Annotated in this window: 20 protein-coding genes and 1 pseudogene; 11 read left to right on the plus strand and 10 right to left on the minus strand. The window is 68.3% G+C overall.

The window, feature by feature from the left end; all coding sequences use genetic code 11:
- Positions 1-17: 17 nt before the first annotated feature.
- Both GT347_RS00240 and GT347_RS00245 read left to right on the plus strand, forming a co-directional pair.
- On the plus strand, positions 18-965 hold the full coding sequence (locus GT347_RS00240) for a CysB family HTH-type transcriptional regulator (RefSeq protein WP_160550079.1): 948 nt from the start codon (positions 18-20) through the stop codon (positions 963-965).
- Positions 955-2,145, plus strand: a complete 1,191-nt coding sequence (locus GT347_RS00245) for a pyridoxal phosphate-dependent aminotransferase (protein WP_326830375.1) — start codon at positions 955-957, stop codon at positions 2,143-2,145. The genes GT347_RS00240 and GT347_RS00245 overlap by 11 nt, the downstream gene beginning before the upstream one ends.
- A 7-nt stretch (positions 2,146-2,152) precedes the next feature.
- On the opposite strand, the gene GT347_RS00250 is transcribed toward GT347_RS00245, so the two are convergent.
- Complete coding sequence (locus GT347_RS00250; RefSeq protein WP_326830376.1) at positions 2,153-3,325, minus strand: HD-GYP domain-containing protein; 1,173 nt, start codon at positions 3,323-3,325, stop codon at positions 2,153-2,155.
- A 276-nt stretch (positions 3,326-3,601) separates the two neighbouring features.
- Here GT347_RS00250 and GT347_RS00255 point away from each other — a divergent pair, with 276 nt between their 5' ends.
- Both GT347_RS00255 and GT347_RS00260 read left to right on the plus strand, forming a co-directional pair.
- On the plus strand, positions 3,602-4,753 hold the full coding sequence (locus GT347_RS00255; protein WP_160550081.1) for an acyltransferase family protein: 1,152 nt from the start codon (positions 3,602-3,604) through the stop codon (positions 4,751-4,753).
- A 66-nt stretch (positions 4,754-4,819) separates the two neighbouring features.
- Positions 4,820-5,737: a glycerophosphodiester phosphodiesterase gene (locus GT347_RS00260; protein WP_229722571.1), complete on the plus strand. Its 918-nt coding sequence runs from the start codon at positions 4,820-4,822 to the stop codon at positions 5,735-5,737.
- A gap of 2 nt (positions 5,738-5,739) precedes the next feature.
- Here the strand turns inward: GT347_RS00260 and GT347_RS00265 are convergent, their stop codons facing one another.
- Positions 5,740-6,198 (minus strand): Cd(II)/Pb(II)-responsive transcriptional regulator, encoded by a 459-nt coding sequence (locus GT347_RS00265; RefSeq protein ID WP_160550083.1) that lies wholly within the window; start codon positions 6,196-6,198, stop codon positions 5,740-5,742.
- Between the two features lie 42 nt (positions 6,199-6,240).
- On the opposite strand from GT347_RS00265, the gene GT347_RS00270 reads away from it, so the two are divergent.
- A complete protein-coding gene (locus GT347_RS00270) occupies positions 6,241-8,328 on the plus strand; it encodes a heavy metal translocating P-type ATPase (RefSeq protein ID WP_160550084.1) in 2,088 nt (695 codons plus the stop codon).
- A gap of 97 nt (positions 8,329-8,425) precedes the next feature.
- Here GT347_RS00270 and GT347_RS00275 read toward each other — a convergent pair whose 3' ends face one another.
- The 5 genes from GT347_RS00275 to imuA all read right to left on the minus strand — a co-directional run bounded on the left by GT347_RS00275 (position 8,426) and on the right by imuA (position 15,583).
- Positions 8,426-8,713, minus strand: a complete 288-nt coding sequence (locus GT347_RS00275; protein ID WP_160550085.1) for a hypothetical protein — start codon at positions 8,711-8,713, stop codon at positions 8,426-8,428.
- 156 nt (positions 8,714-8,869) lie between these two features.
- A complete protein-coding gene (locus GT347_RS00280; protein ID WP_160550086.1) occupies positions 8,870-9,958 on the minus strand; it encodes a PA0069 family radical SAM protein in 1,089 nt (362 codons plus the stop codon).
- Positions 9,959-9,986: 28 nt separating this feature from the next.
- Entirely contained in the window at positions 9,987-13,430 is a 3,444-nt protein-coding gene (locus GT347_RS00285; RefSeq protein WP_160550087.1) for an error-prone DNA polymerase, read from the minus strand.
- Positions 13,423-14,793 carry a DNA polymerase Y subunit UmuC family protein gene (locus GT347_RS00290; RefSeq protein WP_160550088.1) on the minus strand — a complete coding sequence of 457 codons (1,371 nt, stop codon included), beginning with the start codon at positions 14,791-14,793 and terminating at the stop codon, positions 13,423-13,425. The genes GT347_RS00285 and GT347_RS00290 overlap by 8 nt, the downstream gene beginning before the upstream one ends.
- Entirely contained in the window at positions 14,762-15,583 is an 822-nt protein-coding gene (gene imuA, locus GT347_RS00295; RefSeq protein WP_160550089.1) for a translesion DNA synthesis-associated protein ImuA, read from the minus strand. Before imuA ends, GT347_RS00290 begins: the two co-directional genes overlap by 32 nt.
- 137 nt (positions 15,584-15,720) lie before the next feature.
- Between imuA and GT347_RS00300 the strand changes: the two genes are divergently transcribed.
- Together GT347_RS00300 and GT347_RS00305 are read left to right on the plus strand one after the other, a co-directional pair.
- A complete protein-coding gene (locus GT347_RS00300; RefSeq protein WP_160550090.1) occupies positions 15,721-17,628 on the plus strand; it encodes an ABC transporter ATP-binding protein in 1,908 nt (635 codons plus the stop codon).
- A gap of 161 nt (positions 17,629-17,789) precedes the next feature.
- On the plus strand, positions 17,790-18,011 hold the full coding sequence (locus GT347_RS00305; RefSeq protein WP_160550091.1) for a hypothetical protein: 222 nt from the start codon (positions 17,790-17,792) through the stop codon (positions 18,009-18,011).
- 54 nt (positions 18,012-18,065) lie between these two features.
- Here the strand turns inward: GT347_RS00305 and GT347_RS00310 are convergent, their stop codons facing one another.
- Positions 18,066-19,454: a sensor histidine kinase gene (locus tag GT347_RS00310; RefSeq protein WP_160550092.1), complete on the minus strand. Its 1,389-nt coding sequence runs from the start codon at positions 19,452-19,454 to the stop codon at positions 18,066-18,068.
- A complete protein-coding gene (locus tag GT347_RS00315; RefSeq protein ID WP_160550093.1) occupies positions 19,451-20,134 on the minus strand; it encodes a response regulator in 684 nt (227 codons plus the stop codon). The genes GT347_RS00310 and GT347_RS00315 overlap by 4 nt, the downstream gene beginning before the upstream one ends.
- A gap of 191 nt (positions 20,135-20,325) precedes the next feature.
- On the opposite strand from GT347_RS00315, the gene GT347_RS00320 reads away from it, so the two are divergent.
- From GT347_RS00320 to GT347_RS00330, 3 genes are read left to right on the plus strand one after another with little or no spacing between them, the layout of a single operon-like run.
- Positions 20,326-20,865, plus strand: a complete 540-nt coding sequence (locus tag GT347_RS00320; protein ID WP_160550094.1) for a TRAP transporter small permease subunit — start codon at positions 20,326-20,328, stop codon at positions 20,863-20,865.
- A 30-nt stretch (positions 20,866-20,895) separates the two neighbouring features.
- The gene (locus GT347_RS00325) at positions 20,896-22,431 is read left to right on the plus strand and encodes a TRAP transporter large permease (protein WP_160550095.1); all 1,536 of its coding nucleotides are present in this window, start codon (positions 20,896-20,898) and stop codon (positions 22,429-22,431) included.
- On the plus strand, positions 22,428-22,913 hold the full coding sequence (locus tag GT347_RS00330; RefSeq protein WP_160550096.1) for a hypothetical protein: 486 nt from the start codon (positions 22,428-22,430) through the stop codon (positions 22,911-22,913). Before GT347_RS00325 ends, GT347_RS00330 begins: the two co-directional genes overlap by 4 nt.
- A gap of 21 nt (positions 22,914-22,934) precedes the next feature.
- Here the strand turns inward: GT347_RS00330 and GT347_RS00335 are convergent, their stop codons facing one another.
- The gene (locus GT347_RS00335; RefSeq protein WP_160550097.1) at positions 22,935-23,969 is read right to left on the minus strand and encodes a sulfate ABC transporter substrate-binding protein; all 1,035 of its coding nucleotides are present in this window, start codon (positions 23,967-23,969) and stop codon (positions 22,935-22,937) included.
- A gap of 119 nt (positions 23,970-24,088) precedes the next feature.
- On the opposite strand from GT347_RS00335, the pseudogene GT347_RS00340 reads away from it, so the two are divergent.
- Positions 24,089-24,366: pseudogene (locus GT347_RS00340) on the plus strand (oxidative damage protection protein).

Raw genomic sequence — 24,366 nt, forward strand, 5'->3', positions numbered from 1 at the left:
TTTAGCCCGGATAAGACATGAACCTCCACCAGTTCCGCTTCGTTCAGGAGGCGGTGCGGCGCAACCTCAACCTGACCGAGGCGGCCAAGGCGCTGCATACCTCGCAACCCGGTGTGTCCAAGGCGATCATCGAGCTGGAGGAAGAGCTGGGCGTGGAGATCTTCGCCCGCCACGGCAAGCGCCTCAAGCGTGTCACCGAGCCCGGCCAGCATGTGCTGGCCAGCATCGAGCTGATCATGCGCGAGGTGGGCAACCTGCGCCGCATCGGCGAGCAGTTCAGCGCGCAGGACAGCGGCACGCTCTCCATCGCCACCACCCACACCCAGGCGCGCTACGTGCTGCCGATTCCGGTGGCCAAGCTGCGCGAGGCCTATCCCAAGGTCAATGTCAGCCTGCACCAGGGCTCGCCCGACCAGGTGGCCCGCATGCTGCTGGACGACACGGCCGAGATCGGCATCGCCACCGAGTCGCTCTCCAGCTACGCCGACCTGGTCACCCTGCCCTGCTACCAGTGGGAGCACGTGCTGGTGGTGCCGGTGGGCCATCCGCTGGCCGGCGTGGAGCGGGTCAGCCTGGAAGAGCTGGCGCGCGAGCCCATCGTCACCTACCACCCGTCCTTCACCGGCCGTACCCGCATCGACCAGGCCTTCGCCAACAAGAAACTCACGCCGCGCATCGCCCTGGAAGCCATCGACTCCGACGTCATCAAGACCTATGTGCGCCTGGGCCTGGGCATCGGCATCGTGGCCGAGATGGCGGTGCGCGGCGAGGGCAACGAATCCAGCGACCTGGTGGTCCGCCCGGTCGGCCACCTGTTCGGCCAGAACGTGGCGCGGGTGGCCTTCAAGCGCAGCGCCTACCTGCGCAACTTCGTCTTCAAGTTCGCCGAGCTGCTGAGCGACCGCCTGAGCCGCGACCTGATCGCCAAGGCCCTGTCGGGCCATTTCCACGACCATGAACTCTGAAACCCTGCAGGCGACGCTTGCCATGTCCGCACCCCGCACTCCCGTCCCGCCCAGCCGCCTGCCGGCCGTGGGCACCACCATCTTCACCGTGATGTCGGCGCTGGCCACCGAGACCGGCGCCGTCAACCTCGGCCAGGGCTTTCCCGATTTCCACTGCGACCCGGCCCTGCTCGACGCGGTGGACCGCGCCATGCGCGGCGGCGCCAACCAGTACGCGCCCATGGCGGGCCTGGCCAGCCTGCGCGAGGTGATGGCCGCCAAGATCGAGGCAGAGCACGGCCGGCGCTACGACCCGAACACCGAGATCACCATCACCGCCGGCGCCACCCAGGCCATCCTCACCGCCCTGATCGCGGTGGTGCAGCCAGGCGACGAGGTGATCGTGCTGGAGCCCTGCTACGACAGCTACGTGCCCGGCATCGTGATGGCCGGCGGCACGCCGGTGCGGGTGCCGCTGGTGCCGGGCAGCTTCCGGCCGGACTTCGGCCGCATCGCCGCCGCCCTCTCGCCGCGCACCCGGGCCATCATCGTCAACAGCCCGCACAACCCCAGCGCCACGGTCTGGACCCGCGAGGAGATGCTGCAGTTGCAGGCCCTGCTCGCGCCGACCGAGGCGATCGTGATCAGCGACGAGGTCTACGAACACATGGCCTTCGACGGCGCGCACGAAAGCGCCTCGCGCTTCGAGGAACTGGCCGCGCGCAGCTTCGTGGTGTCGAGCTTCGGCAAGACCCTGCACGTGACCGGCTGGAAGGTCGGCACCGTGGTCGCGCCGGCGGCGCTGATGGCCGAGTTCCGCAAGGTGCACCAGTTCAATGTGTTCTCGGTCAACACGCCGATGCAGCAGGGCCTGGCCGACTACCTGAAGGATCCGGCGCCCTACCGCGGCCTGCCGGCCTTCTACCGGCAGAAGCGGGAGTTCTTCCGCGCGGGCCTGGCCGGCTCGCGGCTGCGGCTGCTGCCCTGCGAGGGCACGTATTTCCAGTGCGTGGACATCTCGGCCGTCAGCGATCTGAGCGAAGCCGATTTCTGCCAGTGGCTGGCACGCACCCACGGCGTGGCGGCAATCCCGATGTCGGCCTTCTACGGCGACGGCTTCGACCAGCACGTGGTGCGCTTCTGTTTCGCCAAGAAGGAAGAGACGCTCAGCGCCGCACTGGAGCGGCTGCAGCGGCTCTAAGCCGGAATCAGGACTCGATCCAGAGCTGATCCAGCCCCTGGAAGGACCACTGCGCCGGGTCCTCCACCGCCACGATGCGCTCGGCTGCCTCGCCGCCCGCGGCCAGGTCGATGCGCCGCGGCTCGATGGAGCGCTGCCGCGACACCTCGTAGAAGGCCTTGACGGTGGGCGTGAGCAGCGCGGCGGGCGTCTGCTCGCACACCACCGCCAGGTAGCCCGAGGCGAGGCGCACCAGCGAGCCGATCGGGTAGATGCCCAGGCTGCGGATGAAATGCTGGAACAGCGTGGGATCGAAATGCCCCTTCCAGCGCGCCATCTGGCGCACCGCATGCGCCGGATCCCAGGGGTTCTTGTAGGGCCGCTTGGAAGTGATGGCGTCGTACACGTCGCAGATCGCGCCCATGCGGGCGAACAGGCTGATCTGCTCGCCGGCCAGGCGCTGCGGATAGCCCGAGCCGTCCCAGCGCTCATGGTGGTGCAGCGCCACCTTCTGCACCGCGTCCGATACCGCGCCGCCCTTCTTGAGTAGCGCCCAGCCCTTGTCGGCATGGCGCTTCATGGTGGCAAACTCTTCCTCGGTCAGCGAGCCGGGTTTGTTCAGCACATCGACCGGCATCAGCGCCTTGCCCACGTCGTGCATCAGGCCGGCCAGGCCCGCCTCGCGGATATCTTCCGGCGGCAAGCCGAGCTGGGTGCCCAGCGCCACCATCAGGCCGCACACGGCCACCGAGTGCATATAGGTGTAGTCATCCACGCTCTTGAGCCGCGCCATGCCGAGCAGCGCGCCCGGGTTGCGCGAGATGGAAGACGAGATCTCGTCGACCAGGGAGACGGCCTCGCCGGTGTCGATGGCCCGGCCCATGCGGATCTCGGCGAACATCGAGGCCACCCGGTCGCGGCCCTGGGCACAGATCTCGCGGGCGCGGGCGATCTCCTCGTGCAGGGGGATGCGGGCAGGTGCCCCGGCGGGCGCAGCTGCGGCCGGGGGCGGGGCGGCTTCCTCGGCCTGCGGCTGCGGCGCGGGAGCCTCCTGCACGTCGAGGCCGCGGCTGATGTCGATCCAGATCTCCTGGATGCCGCTGCCACGCAGCGAATCGACGATGGCCTCGTCCTGGATCACGAAGGCGCGCCGCCAGAATGGCGATTCCAGCCAGGAGCCTTCGAGACGGTGCAGGAACATGCCTTGACGCACGTGCTGCACCGAGATTTTTTTCAACACACTGTCCGGGTCCACAAACTGCGGCTTTCGCTTTTGACTCACGCTGGCGGTAAGGACGCTCCGTTCCGCAATAGGCCAAAGCTACCAGATTAGCGTCGGCTTGATCCGCAAAAACTTACAAAAGTCACATAAACTATTCTGAGCCGCGTCGCCGTACCGGCATCGCCCCCCCCTTCCTTGACAGCCGGCCGGACAAACGCAAGCGTTGGTTCCTGAGCATGACAGGTAGCAATTCCAATGCAAAAAACTTCCTGGATACGCGCAGGTTTGCAAACGCAAACCATTGACGAGCGCTACCGCAGCGTCGGCGGATTTACCAGCGGATTCGATTATTGCCGGCTGATTCTCGCGGCGGCCGTGGTGGCGCAGCACAGCATCGTGACCAGTTACGGCACGCAGAGCGACAGTTATGTCTGGGGCGATTGGCACCGGATATTTGTCGCACCCATTCTGCTGATGTTTTTTGCCTTAAGCGGATTCCTGGTTTCCGGCAGCCTGAAAAAGCGCCCGACGCTCGGCTCTTTCATCACCTTGCGTGTATTGCGCCTGGTACCGGCGCTGGCGGTGGAAGTGCTGTTATCCGCCCTCATACTCGGCCCGCTATTGACAGCACTGCCGCTCTCCGAATATTTCACGGACAAGAAATTTTTCGCTTATTTCGGCAACATTCTGGGAATGATCCGTTTCTTCCTGCCCGGGGTTTTCACGGCAAACCCGTTCCCGGGATTCGTCAATATCTCCCTCTGGACGGTTCCCTACGAGCTGGAATGCTACTTGGCGCTGATTGCCCTGTGGCTGGCCAGGATTCTCAGGCGACCGGCATGGGTCGCAGCCATCGTCCTGGTGGCCGTGGTGGCGGGAACGACTTTCGCCCTTATGAATTTCGAGCCGTCCTGGGCCAATAACCGTCCACTCCCGCGCTCCCTGATCGTGGCGTTTCTCTGCGGTGTGTGCCTGAATCTTTTCTCGCACCGCATCCGGCTCCACTGGCGTTATGCGGCATTGGCTTTTGCAGGTCTTCTGGCAACCACCGTCATCTATCAGACGGTCTATATCGCCGCCGTGTTTTCTGCCTACCTCATCGTGTATGTAGGAATGATGCATCCGCCCAAAAAGAGCCCGCTCTTCAGCGGCGATTATTCCTATGGGCTTTATCTTTTCGCCTTCCCGTTGCAGCAGACCTACAGCCAGCTTTTCCCGGAACACCGCCACTGGTACTTCAACATACTGGTGACCCTGTTTTTCGGTATGGCTTATGCGGCATTTTCCTGGTGGGTCATCGAAAAGCCCGTGCTCAGCCGGAAAAAACAGGTGGTCGCCTGGGTCGATACATGGGGTCTCAGGCTGCGCAGCCGTTGGGAGGCAGGCTTCTCACGCTTTCGGCTTTGAACGCACGGCATGAAAAGATTGCTGCCGCGCCGGATCCGAACCGTCGTCCTGTGTGCCCCGCTGCTGTTGTCCAGCTCCTGCGTCCTGGCCTTCGATCTCCAGGGCCATCGCGGCGCACGCGGGCTGATGCCGGAGAACACGCTCGCCGCCTTCGAGGCCGGCGCCTCGGCGGGTGTGAGCACGCTGGAGCTGGACATCGCGGTGACGGCCGACGGCATCCCCGTCATCTCGCACGACCCGCGCCTCAACCCTGCCTTCACGCGTGACGAAAAAGGCGCGTGGATCCAGGGACAGGGGCCAGCCATCCACGCGCTGCGGCTGGACGAACTGCGCCGCTACGACGTGGGCCGGCTTGATCCCGGCAGCCGCTACGCCGCCGGCCTGCCGCGCCAGATGCCGCGCGACGGCCAGCGCATCCCCACGCTAAGGGAGCTGCTGCGGCTCCTGGGCACTCCGGCTTTCGCAGCACGCCCGCTGCAGCTCAACATCGAGACCAAGTCCGACCCCTTCCATCCCGAGTTGCAGCCGCCGCCGGAGGAATTCGTCACCCGCATCGTGGCCGTGCTGCGCGAGGCCGGTTTCGAGCGCCGCGCCACGCTGCAGAGTTTCGACTGGCGCACCCTGGCCGCCGCGCGGCGGCTGGCGCCGGAGATCCCGCGGGCTTGCCTGTCCACGCCCAAGACTCTGCAGGATCCAGCGTGGACCGATGGCCGGCGCCAGGCCGACTTCGCCTCGGCCCCCGCCATGGCGGCCGATGCCGGCTGCGCGATCTGGTCACCGGCCTTCGCCGGGCTGGATGCGGCCCAGGTGAACGAGGCCCACCGGCTGGGACTGGCCGTGCTGCCCTGGACCGTCAACCGGCCCGAGGACATGAAACGCCTGATCGACCTGGGCGTGGACGGCCTGATCAGCGACGAGCCCGATCTGGCCCTGCCCCTGCTGCGCGAGAAGGGCCTGGCCGTCGCGCCGCTGCCCCGCCCCTGAGATCAGACATGCCGCCGCGCGGCGGGCACCAGCGCCGGCAGCGCCTGATCGTCCGCCCGCCGGTGCAGCGTCTCGATGATGCCGCAGTGCCCGCCCTGGCCGTCGCAGCGGCCGCGCAGGGCGACCAGGTTGGCCTCCAGCGTGCGCAGTTCGGCCAGGCGCTCGCGCACATGGCCCAGGTGCCCATCCAGCGTCCGGCGGGCCTGGGTGCAGTCGGACTTGTCGTTGAGGTCCAGTCCCAGCAGGGTGCGCACCTCGTCCAGCGACATGTCCATGGCACGGCACAGGCGGATGAAACGCAGGCGGTGCACCTCCTCCTCGCCGTAGAGGCGGTAGCTGGACTCGCTGCGGGCCTGCTGCGGCAGCAGGCCTTCCTTCTCGTAATAGCGGATGTTGGCGGCGTTGACGCCGCTGAGACGGGCGGCATCTCCGATGCGCAGGTGGGGACTTGGCGAAGCCATGGCTTGACCTTGAAGTGACTTCAGGGTTTGCAATCATGCCCTATGCAAGACTCCCGCCACACGCATTCCCATCCGCCCGAGGCCCGCAAGCCGGTGGCCACGGTTCCCGGCCTCGACGCCTGCTGCGGCTGCCGTCCCGCGGCGGCGCCCAAGGCCCATGATCATTCGCATGCCGGGCACGACCATGATCACGCGCACGATCACGGCGAGGACCACGCCCACGGCGGCCACGATCACGACCATTCCAGCCTTCCCGGCCCCTGGCGGCTGGGCGCCGCTCTGGCCCTGGCAGCTGCGGCCGAGGCGCTTCACCTGGCGGCCGGAGACAGCGCCGCCCTGCCCCGCTACGCCGGCATGGCGCTGGCCCTGGCCGCGATCTTTTTGGCGGGGCTCGGTATCTTCACCGCCGGCTGGAAGTCGCTTCTGAAGTTCCAGCTGGGCATCGACGCCCTGATGGCGGTGGCCGTCACCGGCGCCTTCCTGCTCGGCCAGTGGCCCGAGGCCGCGATGGTGATGGCGCTGTATGCCCTGGCCGAACGCATCGAGGAAGCGGCCCAGGAGCGCGCCCGCCATGCGATCGGCGGCCTGCTCGCCCTGCGGCCGGAGAGCGCCGAGGTGAAGGACGCCAACGGCCGCTGGGCCAGCCGGCCGGTGGCGCAGGTGGCGGTGGGCGACGAGGTGCGCATCCTGCCCGGCGCGCGTGTGCCCTTCGACGGCACCGTGCTCGCCGGCCAGGGCGCGGTCGACGAATCCAGCCTCACCGGCGAGAGCCTGCCGGTGGACAAGGCGCCCGGCGACCGCCTCTTCGCCGGCACGCTCAACGCCCATGCGGGGTTGGAGTTCCGGGTCACCGCCGCCATCGGCGAGACCACGCTGGACCGCACCATCCGCACCGTCGAGGAAGCCCAGTCGGCGCGTGCGCCCACCCAGCGCCTGATCGACCGCTTCGCCCGGGTCTACACGCCGGCCGTGTTCGCGGTCGCGCTGATCGTGGCCATCGGCGCGCCGCTGCTGCTGGACTGGGCCTGGCGCGATGCCATCTACCGCGCGCTGGTGCTGCTGGTCATCGCCTGCCCCTGCGCGCTGGTGCTGTCCACGCCGGTCACGGTGGTGAGCGCGCTGGCCTCGGCGGCGCGGCACGGCATCCTGGTCAAGGGGGGTGTCTGGCTGGAGCAGGCACGGGGCCTGCGGCTGGTGGCCTTCGACAAGACCGGCACGCTGACCGAGGGCAAGCCCCGGCTCACCGACCATGCGGTGCTGGGCGATGGCAGCGATGCCGCTGCCGTGCTGCGCGACGCCGCCGCGCTGGCGGGCCGCTCCGACCATCCCGTCTCCCAGGCCCTGGCCGCCGGCCTGCCGGCCGAGGCACGCGAGCAGGCGCCCGAGGTGGAAGACTTCCAGGCCCTGGCCGGCCGGGGCGTCTCGGGCCGCATCGCCGGCCGTCTACTGCTGCTGGGCAACCGCCGCCTGATGACCGAAAAAGGCCTCTGGACGGACGCGGTGGAACAGGCCGCCGCGCCGCACGAGGCGGCCGGCCGCAGCCTCACCCTGCTGGCGGACGAGACCGCCGTGCGGGCCGTCTTCGCCGTGGCCGACACCCTGCGGCCGCATGTGCGCGAAGCAGTCGATGCGCTGCAGCGCCTGGGCATCGCCAGCGCCATGCTGACGGGCGACCATGCCGCCGCCGCGCAAGCCGTGGCGCAAGAGGCCGGCATCGCGGAAGTCCGCGCCGGGCTGCTGCCCGAGGACAAGCTCTCCGCCATCGCCGAGCTGCAGGCTCGCCACGGCATGGTGGCGATGGCCGGCGACGGCATCAACGACGCGCCGGCCCTGGCGCGCGCCGACATCGGCCTGGCCATGGGCGCGGCCGGCACCGACGTGGCGATGGAGACGGCCGGCATCGTCATCCTGCACGACGACCTGCGCCGGGTGGCCGAGGTGGTGCGCCTGTCGCGCCGCACCCGGCGGGTGCTGGTGCAGAACATCGCCATCGCGCTGGGGCTGAAGCTGCTGTTCCTGGGTCTGGCCATCGCCGGTCTGGCGACGATGTGGATGGCGGTCTTCGCCGACGTGGGTGCCAGCCTGCTGGTGATCGCCAACGGCCTGCGCCTGCTGCGCTGGAAGAAATAGGACCACCCCAGGCTGCGCACTTCGTGTCTTCGCCAAGCCCTCAAGGGGCGGCTTGCGGCTCGGCACGGCGTCGCGGCTTCGCTCCCGTGATGGGGGCTCATGCACGGATGGCCGTGCGGGCCTGCGGCGGCCGCTCGCGCATCAGCGACTGCACCCGCTCGGCCAGCGTCTCCACCTTGCGTGCCAGCTCCGCGCGGCGCGGCAGGCCGGGCGCGGCGTTCTTCAGGTCCTCGTTGTCCTGCCGGGCGAAAGCCAGGGCGCTGTCACGCTCGATGACGGCTGCACGCAGGCGGATGTTGTCGGCTTCGAGGGCCGCGATGCGCTCCCGCAGCGTCCGGGAGTTCTGCATGCTGCGGGCGGGTTCGGCGAACAGGGTCTTGGGCATCTACACGTCTCCTTTTGGGATGGGCCACCGGCGCCGTGCAAGGGCTGCGGCAGACGGGGATTCTTGGGCCGGCACCCCGCCATGACGTCCGTCGAGACGGGTCCGTCAGGCCTAGCGGCCTGCCGCCGGAAAGCCGCTATTCGTCGCGAAAACTGGCTAGAACAGATGGCCCTGTCCACCGGATGAGGGTGGGCGGAAGTCCTCGCGTGTCAGCAGCGTGCGTTCGCGGTTCAGGCCCAGCCTGCGGCAGGCGGTTTCGAAGCGCTTCCTGATGAGCTCGGCCCAGATGCCGCTGCCCTTCATGCGGGTGGCGAAGTCGGCGTTGTAGTCCTTGCCGCCGCGCATCTCCTGGATGCGCGCCATCACCCGGTCGGCGCGCTGCGGGTAGTGCACCTCCAGCCATTGGCGGAACAGCGGCGCCACCTCCCAGGGCAGTCGCACCACCGTGTAGAAGGCGCTGCGGGCGCCGGCCTCGCGGGCGGCCTGCAGCACCTGCTCCATGTCCTCGGTGATGAAGGGGATCTGCGGCGCCACGCTGACGCCCACCGGCACGCCGGCCTCGGTCAGCGCGCGGATGGTCTGCAGCCGCCGGTGCGGCGCGGCGGCGCGCGGCTCCAGGATCCGGGCGAGGCGCGCATCGAGCGTGGTGATGGTGATGTAGACGGCGGCCAGGCGCTGCGCGGCCAGGGGCGCGATCAGGTCGAGGTCGCGCTCCACCGCGCTGGACTTGGTGACCAGGCCGAAGGGATGGCGCGCCTCGCCCAGCACTTCGATCACCGAGCGGGTCAGGCGCAGTTCACGCTCGATCGGCTGGTAGCAGTCGGTGGCGGTGCCGATGGCGATCTGGCTGGGGCGGTAGCCGGGGCGCGCCAGTTCGCGGCGCAGCACCTCGGCGATGTTGCGTTTGGCGATCAGCTGGGTCTCGAAGTCCAGCCCCGGCGAGAGGTTGAGATAGCTGTGCGTGGGCCGGGCGAAGCAGTAGATGCAGCCGTGCTCGCAGCCGCGGTAGGGGTTGAGCGAGGCGTCGAAGGGGATGTCGGGTGAGTCGTTGCGGCTGATGGCGCTTTTGGCGTCCTCGAAATGCACCTGCGTCTGCAGGCGCTCGGGCCGTTCGGCCTGCAACTCGGCCAGGGTGTCCCAGCCGTCGTCCCAGGGGTCGCGCTGGTCGCGGGAGAAACGGTGGGCCAGGCGGCTGGCGCTGCCGCGGCCCTTGAGGGCTTCGAGGGGGATGGTGGTGATGCTCATGGCTCTCTTTTCAATGCCTTCGATGCCTTCAATGGAAGTCCCGGCTCTTGTTGCTGCCCAGCCGGCCGAGCCAGGCCGAGACGTCGGTGAACTTGCGGCCCAGCAGGTGACGCACCTGGCCGCCGCTGTCGGAGTCGCGCTGCCAGATGCCTTCGACGGCCAGCAGGCGCGACTTGAGCAGGGCCTCGCGGTATTTCTCGACCTGGTCGGCCCAGACGATCACGTTGACGATGCCGGTCTCGTCCTCCAGCGTGACGAAGAGCGTGCCCTTGGCCGTGGGCGGGCGCTGGCGCATGGTGACGATGCCGCAGCCGCGCACCGGCGTGCCGTGCGGCAGGTCGCGCAGCGCCTGGGCGCTGAGCAGGCGCCAGCGCGCAAGCCGTGGGCGCAGCAGGGCCAGGGGATGGCGGCGCAGGGTGAGGCCGGTGGAGGCGTAGTCGCCCACGATGTCCTCGTGCTCGCCGGGTGCCGGCAGCACGAGGGCGGCCTCGTGCACCGGCACGCCGCGCAGCAGGGCCGGGGCGCGTTTCTGGGCACTGGCTTCCCACATCTGCTGGCGGCGGTTGCCGGCGAGCGAGCCCAGGGCATCGGCGGCGGCCAGGGCCTGCATGTCGCGGGTATCGAGTTCGGCGCGCAGGGCCAGGTCTTCCACGCTGGTGAAGGCAGCCTGCGTCCGGGCCTTGACGATGCGTTTCATCGCTTCGGCCGACAGCCCGCCCACCAGCCGCAGCGAGAGCCGCACCGCCGGCTGCGCCAGCCGGCCGGGCTGCGGCACCCGGGTGCCGGGCCAGACCGGCTCGCCGGGCGCGGGAATGGAGGGCATGCCGTTGTCGGGCTTGGGCCTCGGATGCCGCGCCCATTCGATGCCGCTGTAGAGCCGCTCGCGTGGCGGCATGGCCGGCTCCAGCAGGGAGTCGATGCCGCTGACGGTCACATCCACCGGCCGCACCTCCACCGCATGGCGGCGCGCGTCCTGCACCAGCTGCGAGACCGAATAGAAACCCATGGGCTGCGCATCCAGGATGCCGGCCAGGAAAGCGGCCGGCTCGAAGCACTTGATCCAGCAGCTCAGATACACCAGCAGCGCGAAGCTGGCCGCATGGCTTTCCGGGAAGCCGTATTCGCCGAAGCCCTTGATCTGTTCGAAGACGCCGTTGGCGAAGTCGTCCGCGTAGCCGCGGCTGGTCATGCCCTTGACCAGTTCGTCCTGGAAATCCTGCACCCCGCCCTTGCGCCCCCAACCCGCCATGGAGCGTCGCAGCCGGTCGGCCCGGTCGGCGGTGAAGCCGGCGGCGTCCATGGCCAGCTGCATCACCTGCTCCTGGAAGATGGGCACGCCCAGGGTGCGCTTGAGCGAGCGTTCCAGCTCGTTCTTGGCATAGACGATGGGTTTGCCCTCGCGCTTCGTCTGCCGGGCCTTCAGGTAGGGATGGACCATCTTTCCCTGGATCGGGCCCGGCCGCACGATGGCCACCTCCACCACCAGGTCGTAGAACTCGCGCGGCAAGAGGCGCGGCAGCATGGACATCTGCGCCCGGCTCTCCACCTGGAACACGCCGATGGTGTCGGCGGTGCAGATCATGTCGAAGACGGCTTCTTGGTCGCGCGGGATGCTTTGCAGGGTCCAGGGCGTGCCGCGCCACCGGTTGCGGAAGTCCAGCATGCGGCGCAGCGCAGACAGCATGCCCAGGGCCAGCACATCGACCTTCATCAGGCCGACGGCTTCCAGGTCGCGCTTTTCCCACTGGATGACCGAGCGCTTCTCCATGCTGGCCGGCTCCACCGGCACCAGCCGGGTCAAGGGGCCGTCGGTGAGCACGAAGCCGCCCACGTGCTGGCTGAGGTGGCGCGGGAAATCACGCAGCTCGTAAGCCAGCTCCAGCCATTGCTCGATCAAGGCCTGAGGCGCACTGACGCCCGAGCGCTCCTGGGATTCCTGGATCTGCTTCTTGAGGATGTCCTTGTCGAACCAGTAGTGGTCCTTGGCGAAGGTGTCGACCAGCCCTTCGGGCACGCCGAGCGCGGCGCCCACGTCGCGGATCGCCATGCGGGAGCGGTAGCGCACGACCACGGCGGCGATGGCTGCACGCTCGCGGCCGTACTTCTTGTAGATGTACTGGATGACCTCCTCGCGGCGCTGGTGCTCGAAGTCCACGTCGATATCTGGCGGCTCGTCGCGTTCCTTGCTGATGAAACGCTCGAAGAGCAGGTTCGAATCCTCGGGCCGTACTTCGGTGATGCCCAGGCAGTAGCAGACGACGGAGTTGGCGGCCGAGCCCCGGCCCTGGCAGAGGATGCCCAGTTTGCGGGCCTGCCGCACGATGTCTTCCACCGTCAGGAAGTACATCTCGTATTTCTTGAAGGCGATCAGGCCCAGCTCATCCTCGATCTGCTTGAGATCCGCGGCGCGGGGGCCTTGGGGATAACGCTTCTGAACGCCCTGTTCCACCAATTGGCGCAGCGCCTGGGCCGGTGTCAGGCCAGGCGGAATCGTCTCCTTGGGATAGTGGTAGGCGATGTCCTCCATGCGGAAGCTGCAGCGCGCGGCCAGCTGCTGCGTGGCCTGCAGCAATTCCGCTGGATAGAGCGATCGGAGCCGTTCCACCGGGCGCAAATAGCGCTGAGCATTGCGCTGCAGTGCGAAGCCGCAGTCGCCCAGCGCGCGGCCCTGGCGCACGGCGGTGAGCACGTCCTGCAGGCGCTTGCGTTTGGGCTCGTGCATGTGCACGTCGCCGCAGGCCAGCAGCGGCAGGCCGGCTTCGCCGCCAGCCTGGGTGAGCAGCTCCAGCCAGAGGTCGTCGTCGATGTCGCAGAGCAGCTGCACGCCCAGCCAAAGTCCCTGGGCGCCGAAACGATCCCGGGCCTGCTGCACCCGGGCCTGGAGCGCGGCCTCCTCGACCGGCTGGCCAGGAGGGCGGTGCGGCAGGTAGATGCGTTCGCAGCCGGCGAGCAGGGCGAAATCGATGGCGCCCACGTCGTATTCGCCCTTGGTGGTGGCGCGTCGCGCGTCAGTGATCGCCTGGCAGAGGCCGCCCCAGCCTGCGAGATCGCGGGCGATGGCGACGAGGCGTGCGCCGTCTTCCAGCAGGAACTCGCTGCCGTAGAGGAGTTGCAGCGTCGCGGGCTCGGGCGGATCGCCTTCGGCGTCCGGATGCTTCTTGCGCCACAGGTCGGCTTCATGGACATGGTGCTGCTTCAACCCGTCCCAGGCCCGCACCACGCCTGCCACCGAGCATTCGTCGGTGATGGCGATGCCCCGGTAGCCCAGCTTCAGGGCCTGCACCACCAGTTCGTCGGGATGCGAGGCGCCGCGGTGGAAGCTGAAGTTGCTGATGCAGTGCAGCTCGGTATAGCCGCCCTCCCCGGCCGTGTCGGACACTTGCACCTCGACCGGCGCAGCCGCACGCAGCGGCGCCGGAAACCGCAGCACCGAGGCCGGCCGGCCCTGCAGGCTGATTTCGCGCTCAGGCATACAAGCCTTGCAGAAACCACTGCCCGCCCTCTTGCGAGCCCGGCCGCTCGCGGAACAGCCACACCAGTCCGGCGCCCGGGCTTTCGGCGATGTAGTAGTCGCGCAGGGCACGCTGCGGCGCCTCGCCCGAAGGCGAATTCCACCAACCGGTGGCCAGGCGGTGCGGCCCGGCCAGGATGGTCAGCGGACCGCGCCATTGGGGCATGTCGTCGCGGGTCTCCAGCTTCTGCGGCTCGGGCAGCAGCCAGCCCGGATAAAGGGCGTCGGCCTGCACCGCCGAGTCCGCCCCGGCCGGCATCGCCCGCAGCGGTGCGGACAGTGTCTTGAGGTGCGCCCGCGCCGGCAGCCACTGCTGCATGGCCTCGGGCCGGTGGGCCGCCTGCGGCACGGCGGTGAGCACGCAGTCCTCGCCCAGGCGGGCGCTGAGCCGCTCGACCAGTTGGTGCAGCGCATCGCCCTTGCGGTTGTCCTCCGGCAGGAAGCTGGTGCTCGATCCGCCCCAGGGCGCCGTCTCCAGCGAGCGCAGGCGCAGGCCGTTGGCGGGCGCCGCCATCTTCTGCTGGGCCAGGCGTTCGCTCAGCAGGCGCTGCAAATGGGCCATGTCCTGCATCGGCTCGGCCGTGCGCAGCAGCAGTCGTTCGTGGGAGGGCAGGTCGATGCCGTCGATGCGTTTCAGGTCCAGCGTCCATTGCAGTTCCAGCGCCAGCACGCCGAGCTGGCGGCCGCGCAGCCAGAACTGCAGCGAGCGCAGCAGCCGGGCGGCCGACCACATCAGCTCCGGCGCCCGTTCGGCCAGCGCCGGCAGTTCGAGCTTCTGGTCGAACTGCTCGGGCAACTCCAGCCAGCGGTGCAGGTCCGGCCGCTGGCCCCAGGCGATGTCCAGCGCATCGCGCAGGGCCGGGCCGAAACGCCGCGCCAGGCCGGCGCGCGGCAGCTGCGCCACATCGCCCCAGCAGAGGCAGCCCAGGCGTTCGAGCATCTCCAGGTGCTCGCGCGCCGCGCTCAGGGTGAACAGCGGCAGGGCGGCGGGGATGTCGGCCGGCGGGCGCTCGTCCAGCAGGATCAGGCGCAGCCGGGCCAGCGCGCACAGGCTGCTGTCGCCCCAGGCGGTGAACAACCGGGCTTCGGGCGCCGGATTGCGCGATTGCAGCTCGGCCCGCAGGGCGCGCGGGCCGCCGAAAAGCCGCTCGCAGGCGGAGACCTCGATCAGCAGCGCCTCGTCCAGCCAGGCCACGCGCGGCGAGAACTGCAGCGCCCACCAGCCCAGGGCTTCCGGCTCGGGCAGCGCGGCCGGTTCCTTGCCCGGCTCGCCGGGCTGGCCCGGCGCAGCCTCAAGCCGCCAGAAAAGGGCGATCCAGCGCATGCGCGATCTCCGGCAGACGGGCCACGGAAGCCAGCCGCACCACGGTGGCGGCCGCCGGCCGGCCGGCAGAAACCTCCACCGGCTGGCGCTGCGCCCGCCGGCGCTGGCTGGCGGCCAACACCGCATTCAGCCGGGCCGGCCGCGCCATCAGCGGCACCGGCCGGACCAGCGGCGGCCCGCGCCGCTTGAGCAGATGCACCTGCAGGCTGTGCCCGCCCTCCTCCTCATCTTGCGCGGCCTCGACCAGCAGCCGCAGCCGCGCCGGCGATGCCTGGGCCGCCTGCGCCTGCGGCCGGAACACCCAGAAAAGCGCATCGAACTGCTGCGCCGCCAGCTGCAGCCGGCGCAACTCGCCCACCCGCGCCTGAGGCAGCCAGGCCAGCACGGCCGACACCTCGGCGCAGCGCAGGGCCTGCTCGCAGGCCCAGAGCCGGGCGGCGGGCGCATCGCAGCGCACCCACAGCAGCGCCTCCGGAGGTAGGCCCTGCGCCGCCAGCGCCGGGCCGAAGGGTTCATGCGGCGCCCCGATCAGCGCCACCGGCCGCCCCCGCGCCGACACCGCCTGCGCCAGGGCCGGCAGCAGCAGCGGCCAGGCGAAACTCTCGGTGCCGGCATGCAACACTTCGGTCATCGAGCCGACCGGCCAGCCGCCGCCGGGCAGTTCGGCGTCCAGCGCCGCGAAGCCGCTGGCCGCGATCGCCCCTTCTCCCGCGGCCAGCGATTCGGCCAGCCATACCTGCGACAGCAGGGACGGACCGGAATCACGTGAGTTGATGGCAAGCGATGGCATGACTGTATTTTTATACAGTATTCCAATCCACGCCAGGGCTTGAGCCCTTTTTTACCCGGGCGTTTTCCAGCTGCGGGAAAATCCAGGCCAAGGCTGCAGCGTTTAAAGTGTGCGCACGCCATCAACAAGGCTCAGGTTTGTCCGAAGATTTTCTCCCCCCATCGCCGCCGCGCCGCGGCGCCTTCGCCTTCTTCGAATCGAGGGTCGAGGCCTTTCCACCCCAGTCCGCCGGCCTGCCGCCCGCCCGCTTCGCCGCCTTCCTGTGGCGCTGCACCGAGGGCTCGCGCGGCTGGATCGTGCTGCTGACGCTGCTGACTGCCGCCATCGGCGCATTCGACGCCCTGCTCGTCGCCTCGCTCGGCCGGGTGGTCGACCTGTTCGGCCATGTGCAGCCGGCCCTGCTCTGGCAGGAACACGGCGGGCTGCTGAGCCTGATCGCGGCCGTGGTGCTGGCCAGCATCGCCTTCGTCTGGCTGCAGACGACGGTGCAGCACCAGGTGCTGGCCATCAATTTCCCGATGCGCCTGCGCTGGAACTTCCACCGCCTGCTGCTGGGCCAGAGCATGTCCTTCTACCAGGACGAGTTCTCCGGCCGCATCACCGCCCGCATGATGCAGACGGCGCTGGGCGCGCGCGACCTGATCTTCACCATGGCCGAAGTGGTGGTCGGCATGTTCACCAACTTCATCACCATCCTGGTGTTCGCCGCGGCTTTCGACACGCGCCTGGTCTGGCCCTTCCTGATCTGGGCGCTGGCCTACGGCTGCGCCTGCTTCCACTTCGTGCCGCGTGTCTCCCGGGTCGGCCGCGAGCAGGCCGATGCGCGCTCCCTGATGACCGGCCGGGTGAGCGACGCCTACACCAACATCGCCACCGTCAAGCTGTTCTCGCATTCGCAGCGCGAGGCCTTCTTCGCCCGCGAGGCGATGCGCGAGTTCCAGGGCACCGGCTTTCGGCAGATGCGGCTGGTGAGCTCCTTCGAGACGATCAACCACACGCTGTCGATGCTGTTGCTGCTGGGCGTGGCCGGCTGCTCCCTATGGCTGTGGAGCCGCGGCCAGGTGGGCCTGGGCGCGATCGCCGCGGCCACCGCCATGGCGCTGCGCCTGAACAGCCTGGCGCACTGGATCATGTGGCAGCTGAGCGCACTGTTCGAGAACGTGGGCACGGTGCAGGACGGCATCAGGACGCTGTCGGCGCCGCACGCGGTGCTGGACCGCCCCGCCGCCCCGGCACTGGCGGTGCCGCGCGGCGAGGTGCGCTTCGAGAACATCCGCTTCGCCTACCCGGTGACGGCCGCCGCCGGCCAGGCCGCCGCCACGGCGGGACGGCCCATCGTCGACGGGCTGGACCTGGTGGTGCGGCCCGGCGAGAAGATCGGGCTGGTGGGCCGCTCCGGTTCGGGCAAGTCCACGCTGGTCAACCTGCTGCTGCGCTTCTACGAACTCGACGGCGGGCGCATCCTGGTCGATGGCCAGGACATCGCCGCCGTCACGCAGGACAGCCTGCGCGCCGCCATCGGCATGGTGACGCAGGACACCTCCCTGCTGCACCGCTCGGTGCGCGACAACATCTCCTACGGCAGGCCGGATGCCGACGACGCCGCGATCGCCCATGCCGCCGAACGTGCCGAGGCCACCGGCTTCATCCCGCAGCTCTCCGATGCCAAGGGCCGCACCGGCTACGACGCCCATGTCGGCGAGCGCGGCGTGAAGCTGTCCGGCGGACAGCGCCAGCGCATCGCGATCGCGCGGGTGATGCTGAAGGATGCGCCCATCCTGCTGCTGGACGAGGCGACGAGTGCACTCGACTCCGAGGTGGAGGCGGCGATCCAGGAAAGCCTGTACCGGCTGATGGAGGGCAAGACCGTCATCGCCATCGCGCACCGGCTGTCGACCATCGCGGCCATGGACCGGCTGGTGGTGCTGGACGGCGGCCGCATCGTGGAGCAAGGCGACCATGCGAGCCTGCTGGCGGCCGACGGGATCTATGCACGGCTCTGGGCGCACCAGAGCGGTGGTTTCCTGGGCGAGCGGGACGATTGAACGGAGCCGCAGCTCTTGCAACTCACCGTTCGTCGGCCGCCGAATGGTCCGCCCCCCTGTGGAAAAATCCAGCGATGGCCCGCCCCGACCCCCGAATCCTTCGTTTCGACCCACCCGGCATCTTGCAGCCCGGCGGCCGTCCTCCCTATGATGGGAGCGATATGGAACCCCGGATCAAGAAGCTGGAAGACCTGGCCGAAAAGACCGGCGAGCGCCTCGCCACGATCGAAAAGGACCTGTCCATCGTGAAAGCCACATCCGCCACCAAGGAAGACCTCCACCGGGAGATCAACACGCAGACCTGGAAGCTGGTCAGCTTCGTCTGCAGCTTCGGCACCGCGCTGGTCGCCGCGACCTACTACATCGCCCATCGCGCCAGTTGAGCATGCAAACCGACTGCGCGGCGATTCAAGCGGCAAAAAAAACCGCCACCACCCTCAGCCCCCGCCCCCGGTGCCCTCCCCCAGCAGCAAACGGCTGCCATGGCTGCGTGCGATCTCCTCGGCAATGGCCAGTCCCAGCCCATTGCCTTCCCCCGCTGTGCCGCGTACGCGGTAGAACCGCTCCAGCACCCGGCCCCTTTCCTCGTTTGCGATCCCGGGGCCGTCGTCCTCGACCTCCAGCACGGCGCATGACTTGCCATGCTCGTCCGCTTCCAGGCGGCAGCGCACCGTCACCGTGCCGCCGGCGGGTGTGTACTTCACCGCGTTGTCCACCAGGTTGGACAGCATCTCCCGCAGCAGCCATTCCTGCCCGATCACCCGGGCCGGCGCGCAGTCCAGCCCCAGGTCCACCTGGCGGTCCGCCGCGTGAGGAAAGTGCAGTTCGATCATCGCGTGGCACAAGGCCAGCAGCTCCACCGGCGCACCGGCCCGGGCGTCCAGCGCGTGGGCGTCGGCACGCGACAGGGCCAGCAGTTGATGCGCCAATTGGGAAGTGCGACGTGTGGCGTCGCGCATGCGCCATACGTCCTCGGCCCGCAGCCGCACGCCGTGCTCGTCGGCCGCATGCGCCCAGGCCTCGACCTGGGATTGCAGCGCCGCCAGCGGCGTGCGCAGCTGGTGCGCCGCGTCGGCCACGAAACGCCGCTGGCTGTCGCTCTGCGCATTGACCAGCCCGAACAACCGGTTGAGTGACTGCACCAGCGGCCGCACCTCGTCGGGTGTCGGGCCCTCGTCCAGCGGGCTCAGGTCGCGCGGGGAACGCCGCTCGACCGCATCCTTCACATCGAGCAGCGGCTTGAGCGCATGGCGCACCGCGAGTTGCATGGCGACAGCGGCCAGCACCAGCAGCACCAGATTGGGCAGCAGCGCGCGGACGAGGATGGCACGCCCCCAGTCCTGGCGCGGATCCGAACCATCGGCCAGCTGCATGACGAAATCGCCTGCCGGAGAGACGATGCGCAGCGACATGATGCGGTAGAGCACCCCCTCGTGTTCGCGGCTGATGAATTCCGGCTCCCGCGTGCCCGGCGCGGCCGACTCCAGCCAGCCATCGCCCTGCAGCACCCGGCCGACGTCGTCGGACATGCTCCAGGCCGCGGTGCCCGGACGCTCCTTGAGGAACTCCTCGACCGGCGGCGCCAGCAGCACCTGGGGCACATGCTGCAGCACATCGCCGTGCTCGGCGGCCGGCACGATGATGCTGTCGGCCAGCAGCGGCGCCATGCGCAGCAGCTGGGCGTCCTGCTGCAGCGCGGCGCTGTCGGCCGAGCGGTAGTCGATCCAGGCCGACAGCAACGCCAGCAGCAGCAACGGCAGGAGCAGCAGCAGCACCAGCCGCCGCTGCAGGCCGCGAAAGACCTGGCGGCGCTCGGGCCGGTTCATGCCGACGCGGGCGCCGTCCGCAGTTCCAGCCGGTAGCCGAAGCCGCGAATCGCCCGCAGCGCCACGCCGTGCGGCTCCAGCTTGGCGCGCAGGCGGGAGATGTGCACCTCCACCGCGTTGGCGGTGATCTCGCGGTCCCAGCCGGTGAGGGCCTGCAGGAGCTTGTCCTTAGCCGTGGGGTTGGGCGCCTGCAGCAGCAGGTATTCCAGCACCGTCCATTCGCGCGGGCCCAACTCCAGCGGCTGGCCGGCGACACTGCCGCGCCGCTGGGCGGTGTCGAGTTCGACCGGGCCGAAGCTCAGCACCGCCGTGGTGGCGGCATGCGACCTCCTCAGCAGGGCCCTCAGCCTTGCCAGCAGTTCCGGGAGCTGGAAGGGCTTGACGAGATAGTCGTCGGCGCCGAGGTCCAATCCCCGCACCCGGTCTTCCAGGGCGTCCCGGGCCGTCAGGATCAGTACCGGCATGGCGTGCCCATCGGTGCGCAGGCGGCGGGTGAGTTCCAGGCCGTCCATTCGCGGCAGGCCGATATCCACGATCAACGCGTCGAATTTTGCCTTTGCCAGCGCTTCTTCGGCCCTTTCTCCGCTGCCGACCCAATCCACTGCATAGCCGGCGTCGCATAAGCCCAGTTTGATGCCGCTGGCCACCATGACGTCGTCTTCTATCAGCAGTAATCTCATGTTTCCATTTTATTGGTATTTTTCAGGTCTTCTTATTTACTTCCCGAAGACTAATTGAAGTAAATAAAACCCCGGCGAGATAACCCAGAAATAAGGGAAAACCCCGCGAAAACTCGTCAGCCTTCTTTCAGCGCCAAATCGATGCCGCGCCGTACGATCCACGGCACAAAAGACAGCTCCAAAGGCCCCCCATGTCTGCCTTGCTATTCCTGGCACGCCTGATCGACAGAATCTCCTCCCTCCTCGGCAAGCTGGCCGCCTGGACGGTCCTGGCCGCGGCGCTGATATCGGCGGGCAACGCCTTCGTGCGCTACGGCTTCGACATCAGCTCCAACGGCTGGCTCGAAATCCAGTGGTACCTGTTCGCCGCCACCGTGATGCTGGGCGCCCCCATCGTGCTCAACCTCAACGAGCATGTGCGGGTCGACATCCTCTACGGCAGGCTCAAGCCCAGGGGGCAGGTGATGGTCGACATCTTCGGCATCGTCGTCTTCCTGCTGCCGGTGATGGGCATGCTCGCCTGGCTCAGCTGGCCGCTCTTTTTGAAGATGTACCTCACGCACGAGATGTCGGGCAACGCCGGCGGCCTGATCCGCTGGCCCGCCATGCTGCTGCTGCCGGTCGGCTTCGCCATGATGTTCATCCAGGGGCTGGCCGAATTGGTCAAACGCATCGCCTACCTCAGCGGCCATCTGCAGATGAGTTTCCAGTACGAGAAACCGCTGCAATAAGAAGAACGAAGAGAAAAAGAGAGACAAGCCATGCAGATGGAAAACTTCGCGCCCTTCATGTTCCTGGGCCTGGTGCTGATCATGCTGATCGGCTTTCCCGTCGCCTTCTCGCTGGCCGCGCTGGGCCTGGGCTCGGGCTTCCTGGCCATCGAGATGGGCTGGTTCCCGGCCAGCTTCATGGCCAACCTGCCGATCAATATGTTCGGCATCCTCAGCAACGAGCTGCTGCTGGCCATCCCCTTCTTCACCTTCATGGGCGCCATCCTGGAGAAGTGCGGCCTGGCCGAGGACATGCTCGACTCCATGGGCCAGCTTTTCGGGCCGGTCAAGGGCGGGCTGGGCTACTCGGTGATCATCGTGGGCTTCATCCTCGGCGCCATCACCGGCACGGTGGCGGGCCAGGTGATCGCGATGGCGCTGATCTCGCTGCCGGTGATGATCCGCTACGGCTACAACATGCGCTACGCCACCGGCGTGCTGGCGGCCTCGGGCACCATCACGCAGCTGGTGCCGCCCTCGCTGGTGCTGATCGTGATGGCCGACCAGCTCGGCCGCTCGGTGGGCGACATGTACAAGGGCGCCTGGGGGCCGTCCATCCTGCAGGTGCTGCTGTTCGCGGCCTATACCTTCATGCTGGGCGTGTTCAAGCCGCACCACATCCCGGGCGTGCCCAAGTCGGAACGCACGCTGCACGGCTGGGCGCTGTGGGGCAAATGCCTGCGCGGCATCATCCCGTCTGCCGTGCTGATCTTCGCGGTGCTGGGCTCCATGGGCGGGCTGCCGGGCATCGATACCGCCATCGCCACGCCGACCGAGGCCGGCGCCATGGGTGTGGTCGGCGCCCTGCTGCTGGCAGCCCTGCACAAGCGGCTCACGCCTTCGCTGGTGTGGGATGCGATGGTGGGCACCATGCGGCTGACGGCCATGGTGGTGTTCATCCTGATCGGGGCGCGCACCTTCTCGATGGTGTTCCAGGGCGTGGACGGCGCCAAGTGGGTGGAGCACATGCTCTCCGGCCTGCCGGGCGGCCAGGTGGGCTTCCTGATCGCGGTCAACATCTTCATCTTCTTCCTGGCCTTCTTCCTCGACTTCTTCGAGATCGCCTTCATCATCCTGCCGATGCTGGGACCGGTGGCCGCCAAGCTCGGCATCGACCTGGTGTGGTTCGGCGTGCTGCTGTGCGTGAACATGCAGACCAGCTTCATGCACCCGCCCTTCGGCTTCGCCCTCTTCTACCTGCGCGGCATCTCGGACACGCTGTTCAAGGAAAAGCGCATCGACAAGCCGATCAAGTCCAGCGACATCTACCTGGGCTCCATCCCCTGGGTGCTGCTGCAGTTGCTGCTGGTGGCGATCGTGATCTTCGTGCCGCAGACGGTGACGGTGTTCCTCGACAAGGAAGAAGTCATCGACCTGGACAAGGTGAAGATCGAGGCGCCCGTCAGCGACCAGCCCGACGCCAGCAGCGAGTCGGAAGAAGAGCAGCAGAAGCGCATCGAAGAGATGTTCAAGCAGAACGGCGCCGCCGCCCCGGCCGCACCCGCCAGCCCGGAGCCGGCCAAATGATCGCCCTGGTCGCTACCGGCCTGACGCCGGATCCCTTCACCTACACCCCGCTGGGCGGCAAGGTCGAAGGCCAGGCCTTCTCGCGCCCCTTCCAGATGCTGGCCACCCTGCTGGTGGCCGGCTGCTTCAGCTGGGTGCTGCGCCTGTGGCTGCGCGATGCGATCACCTGGGGGCCGGGCATGGTGTGGGTGGTGGCGGGCCTGGCGATGATGGCCTGGACCTGGGTCTGCGTGCTGCGCAGCCGCACCGTCATCGACGGCTTGGTGCTGCAGCAGCGCTGGATCTGGAACAAGCGCCTGGCGCTGGGCGAACTGGCCTATTGCAAGGTGATCCGCATGCCGGGGTTGGACTGGCTGGTGGCGCCGCGCCTCTATGCCCGCACGCTGTCGGGCAAGTTCCTGGTGTTCTACGGCGCCACGCCGGCGCTGGTGGCCGAGTTCTCGCGGCTGTCGCGGGAACTGGCCGATTTCCGGCGGATGTAGGGCCGCCGGTCCCGTCAGGCCTCAGCGGCCGGGCTGATAGAGCTTGTCGAAGGAGCCGCCGTCGGCGAAATGCTCCTTGTCGGCCTTGGTCCAGCCGCCGAAGGCGCCGTCCACGGTCACGAGATCCAGCTTCGGGAACTGCTTGTCGTACTTGGCCTTGGCCGCGGTGCCTGTCGGGCGGTAGAAGTTGCGGCCGGCGATGTCCTGGCCTTCGTCCGAATACAGGTACTTGAGGTATTCCTCGGCGACGGCGCGGGTGCCGCGTTTGTCCACCACCTTGTCGACCACCGCCACCGAGGGCTCGGCAAGGATGGAGACCGAAGGCACGACGATCTGGAACTTCTCCGGACCGAACTCCTTCAGCGCCAGGAAGGCCTCGTTTTCCCAGGCCAGCAGCACATCGCCGACGCCGCGCTGCACGAAGGTGATGGTGGCGCCGCGCGCACCGGTGTCGAGCACCGGCACGTTCTTGAACAGCTTGGCGATGTAGTCGGCCGCACCCTTGTCGCCGCCGAACTTGCGGCGGCCGTATTCCCAGCCGGCCAGGTAGTTCCAGCGCGCGCCGCCGGAGGTCTTGGGGTTGGGCGTGATCACGGCCACGCCGGGCTTGATCAGGTCGTCCCAGTCCTTGATGCCCTTGGGATTGCCCTTCTTGACCAGGAACACGATGGTCGAGGTGTAGGGCGCCGAGTTGTGCGGCAGGCGCTTTTGCCAGTCGGCCTTGACCAGGCCGCCGTGGGTGGCCAGCGCGTCGATGTCGCCGCCGAGTGCCAGGGTGGCCACATCGGCCTCGATGCCGTCGATGATGGAGCGCGCCTGCTTGCCCGAGCCGCCGTGCGACTGCTTGACGCTCACGTCCTGGCCGGTCTTGCCCTTCCAGTACTTGGCGAAGGCGGCGTTGTAGTCCACATAGAGTTCGCGCGTCGGATCGTAGGAGACATTGAGCAGGGTGACGGCGGCGGGGGCCTGGGCGAAGGCCTGGGTGGCGGGCAGGCCAATCGCGCTCGCCAGGGCGGCGGCCAAGGGAATCTTGATAAAGTCGCGGCGCGCTTGCATGGCGGAATCCATTCGGGGTTGTCGAAAACAGCCGCGATTCTGGAAGCCGGCTACTGCATGGCAAACGAATAAGAATCTCTTTGTTTAGTTCAAAAATCATCTTAGAAGGCGAAATCCCGATGGCGCGCACAGTCCAATGCATCAAGCTCGGCCAAGAGGCCGAAGGCCTGGACTTCCCCCCTACCCCGGCGAACTCGGCAAACGGCTCTGGGAAAACGTCAGCAAGCAAGCCTGGGCCGACTGGATGAAGCAGCAGACCATGCTGGTCAACGAAAACCGGCTGAACCTGGCCGATGCCCGCGCCCGCCAATACCTGGCGCGGCAGATGGAAAACCATTTCTTCGGCCAGGGCGCCGACGCGGTCCAGGGCTTCGTCCCGCCGCCGTCCGACGCCTGA

The organism is Xylophilus rhododendri, assembly GCF_009906855.1.
GTDB lineage: Bacteria > Pseudomonadota > Gammaproteobacteria > Burkholderiales > Burkholderiaceae_C > Xylophilus > Xylophilus rhododendri.

Bases quoted from the DNA above. Each gene is read 5' to 3' on its own strand.
- GT347_RS00250 (WP_326830376.1), bottom strand. From the start codon at position 3,325: ATGTTCCTGCACCGTCTCGAAGGCTCCTGGCTGGAATCGCCATTCTGG.
- GT347_RS00320 (WP_160550094.1), top strand. From the start codon at position 20,326: ATGTCTGCCTTGCTATTCCTGGCACGCCTGATCGACAGAATCTCCTCC.
- GT347_RS00265 (WP_160550083.1), bottom strand. From the start codon at position 6,198: ATGGCTTCGCCAAGTCCCCACCTGCGCATCGGAGATGCCGCCCGTCTC.
- GT347_RS00335 (WP_160550097.1), bottom strand. From the start codon at position 23,969: ATGCAAGCGCGCCGCGACTTTATCAAGATTCCCTTGGCCGCCGCCCTG.
- GT347_RS00240 (WP_160550079.1), top strand. From the start codon at position 18: ATGAACCTCCACCAGTTCCGCTTCGTTCAGGAGGCGGTGCGGCGCAAC.
- GT347_RS00255 (WP_160550081.1), top strand. From the start codon at position 3,602: ATGCAAAAAACTTCCTGGATACGCGCAGGTTTGCAAACGCAAACCATT.
- GT347_RS00270 (WP_160550084.1), top strand. From the start codon at position 6,241: ATGCAAGACTCCCGCCACACGCATTCCCATCCGCCCGAGGCCCGCAAG.
- GT347_RS00325 (WP_160550095.1), top strand. From the start codon at position 20,896: ATGCAGATGGAAAACTTCGCGCCCTTCATGTTCCTGGGCCTGGTGCTG.
- GT347_RS00305 (WP_160550091.1), top strand. From the start codon at position 17,790: ATGGAACCCCGGATCAAGAAGCTGGAAGACCTGGCCGAAAAGACCGGC.
- GT347_RS00315 (WP_160550093.1), bottom strand. From the start codon at position 20,134: ATGAGATTACTGCTGATAGAAGACGACGTCATGGTGGCCAGCGGCATC.
- imuA (WP_160550089.1), bottom strand. From the start codon at position 15,583: ATGCCATCGCTTGCCATCAACTCACGTGATTCCGGTCCGTCCCTGCTG.
- GT347_RS00275 (WP_160550085.1), bottom strand. From the start codon at position 8,713: ATGCCCAAGACCCTGTTCGCCGAACCCGCCCGCAGCATGCAGAACTCC.
- GT347_RS00285 (WP_160550087.1), bottom strand. From the start codon at position 13,430: ATGCCTGAGCGCGAAATCAGCCTGCAGGGCCGGCCGGCCTCGGTGCTG.
- GT347_RS00290 (WP_160550088.1), bottom strand. From the start codon at position 14,793: ATGCGCTGGATCGCCCTTTTCTGGCGGCTTGAGGCTGCGCCGGGCCAG.
- GT347_RS00245 (WP_326830375.1), top strand. From the start codon at position 955: ATGAACTCTGAAACCCTGCAGGCGACGCTTGCCATGTCCGCACCCCGC.
- GT347_RS00280 (WP_160550086.1), bottom strand. From the start codon at position 9,958: ATGAGCATCACCACCATCCCCCTCGAAGCCCTCAAGGGCCGCGGCAGC.
- GT347_RS00330 (WP_160550096.1), top strand. From the start codon at position 22,428: ATGATCGCCCTGGTCGCTACCGGCCTGACGCCGGATCCCTTCACCTAC.
- GT347_RS00310 (WP_160550092.1), bottom strand. From the start codon at position 19,454: ATGAACCGGCCCGAGCGCCGCCAGGTCTTTCGCGGCCTGCAGCGGCGG.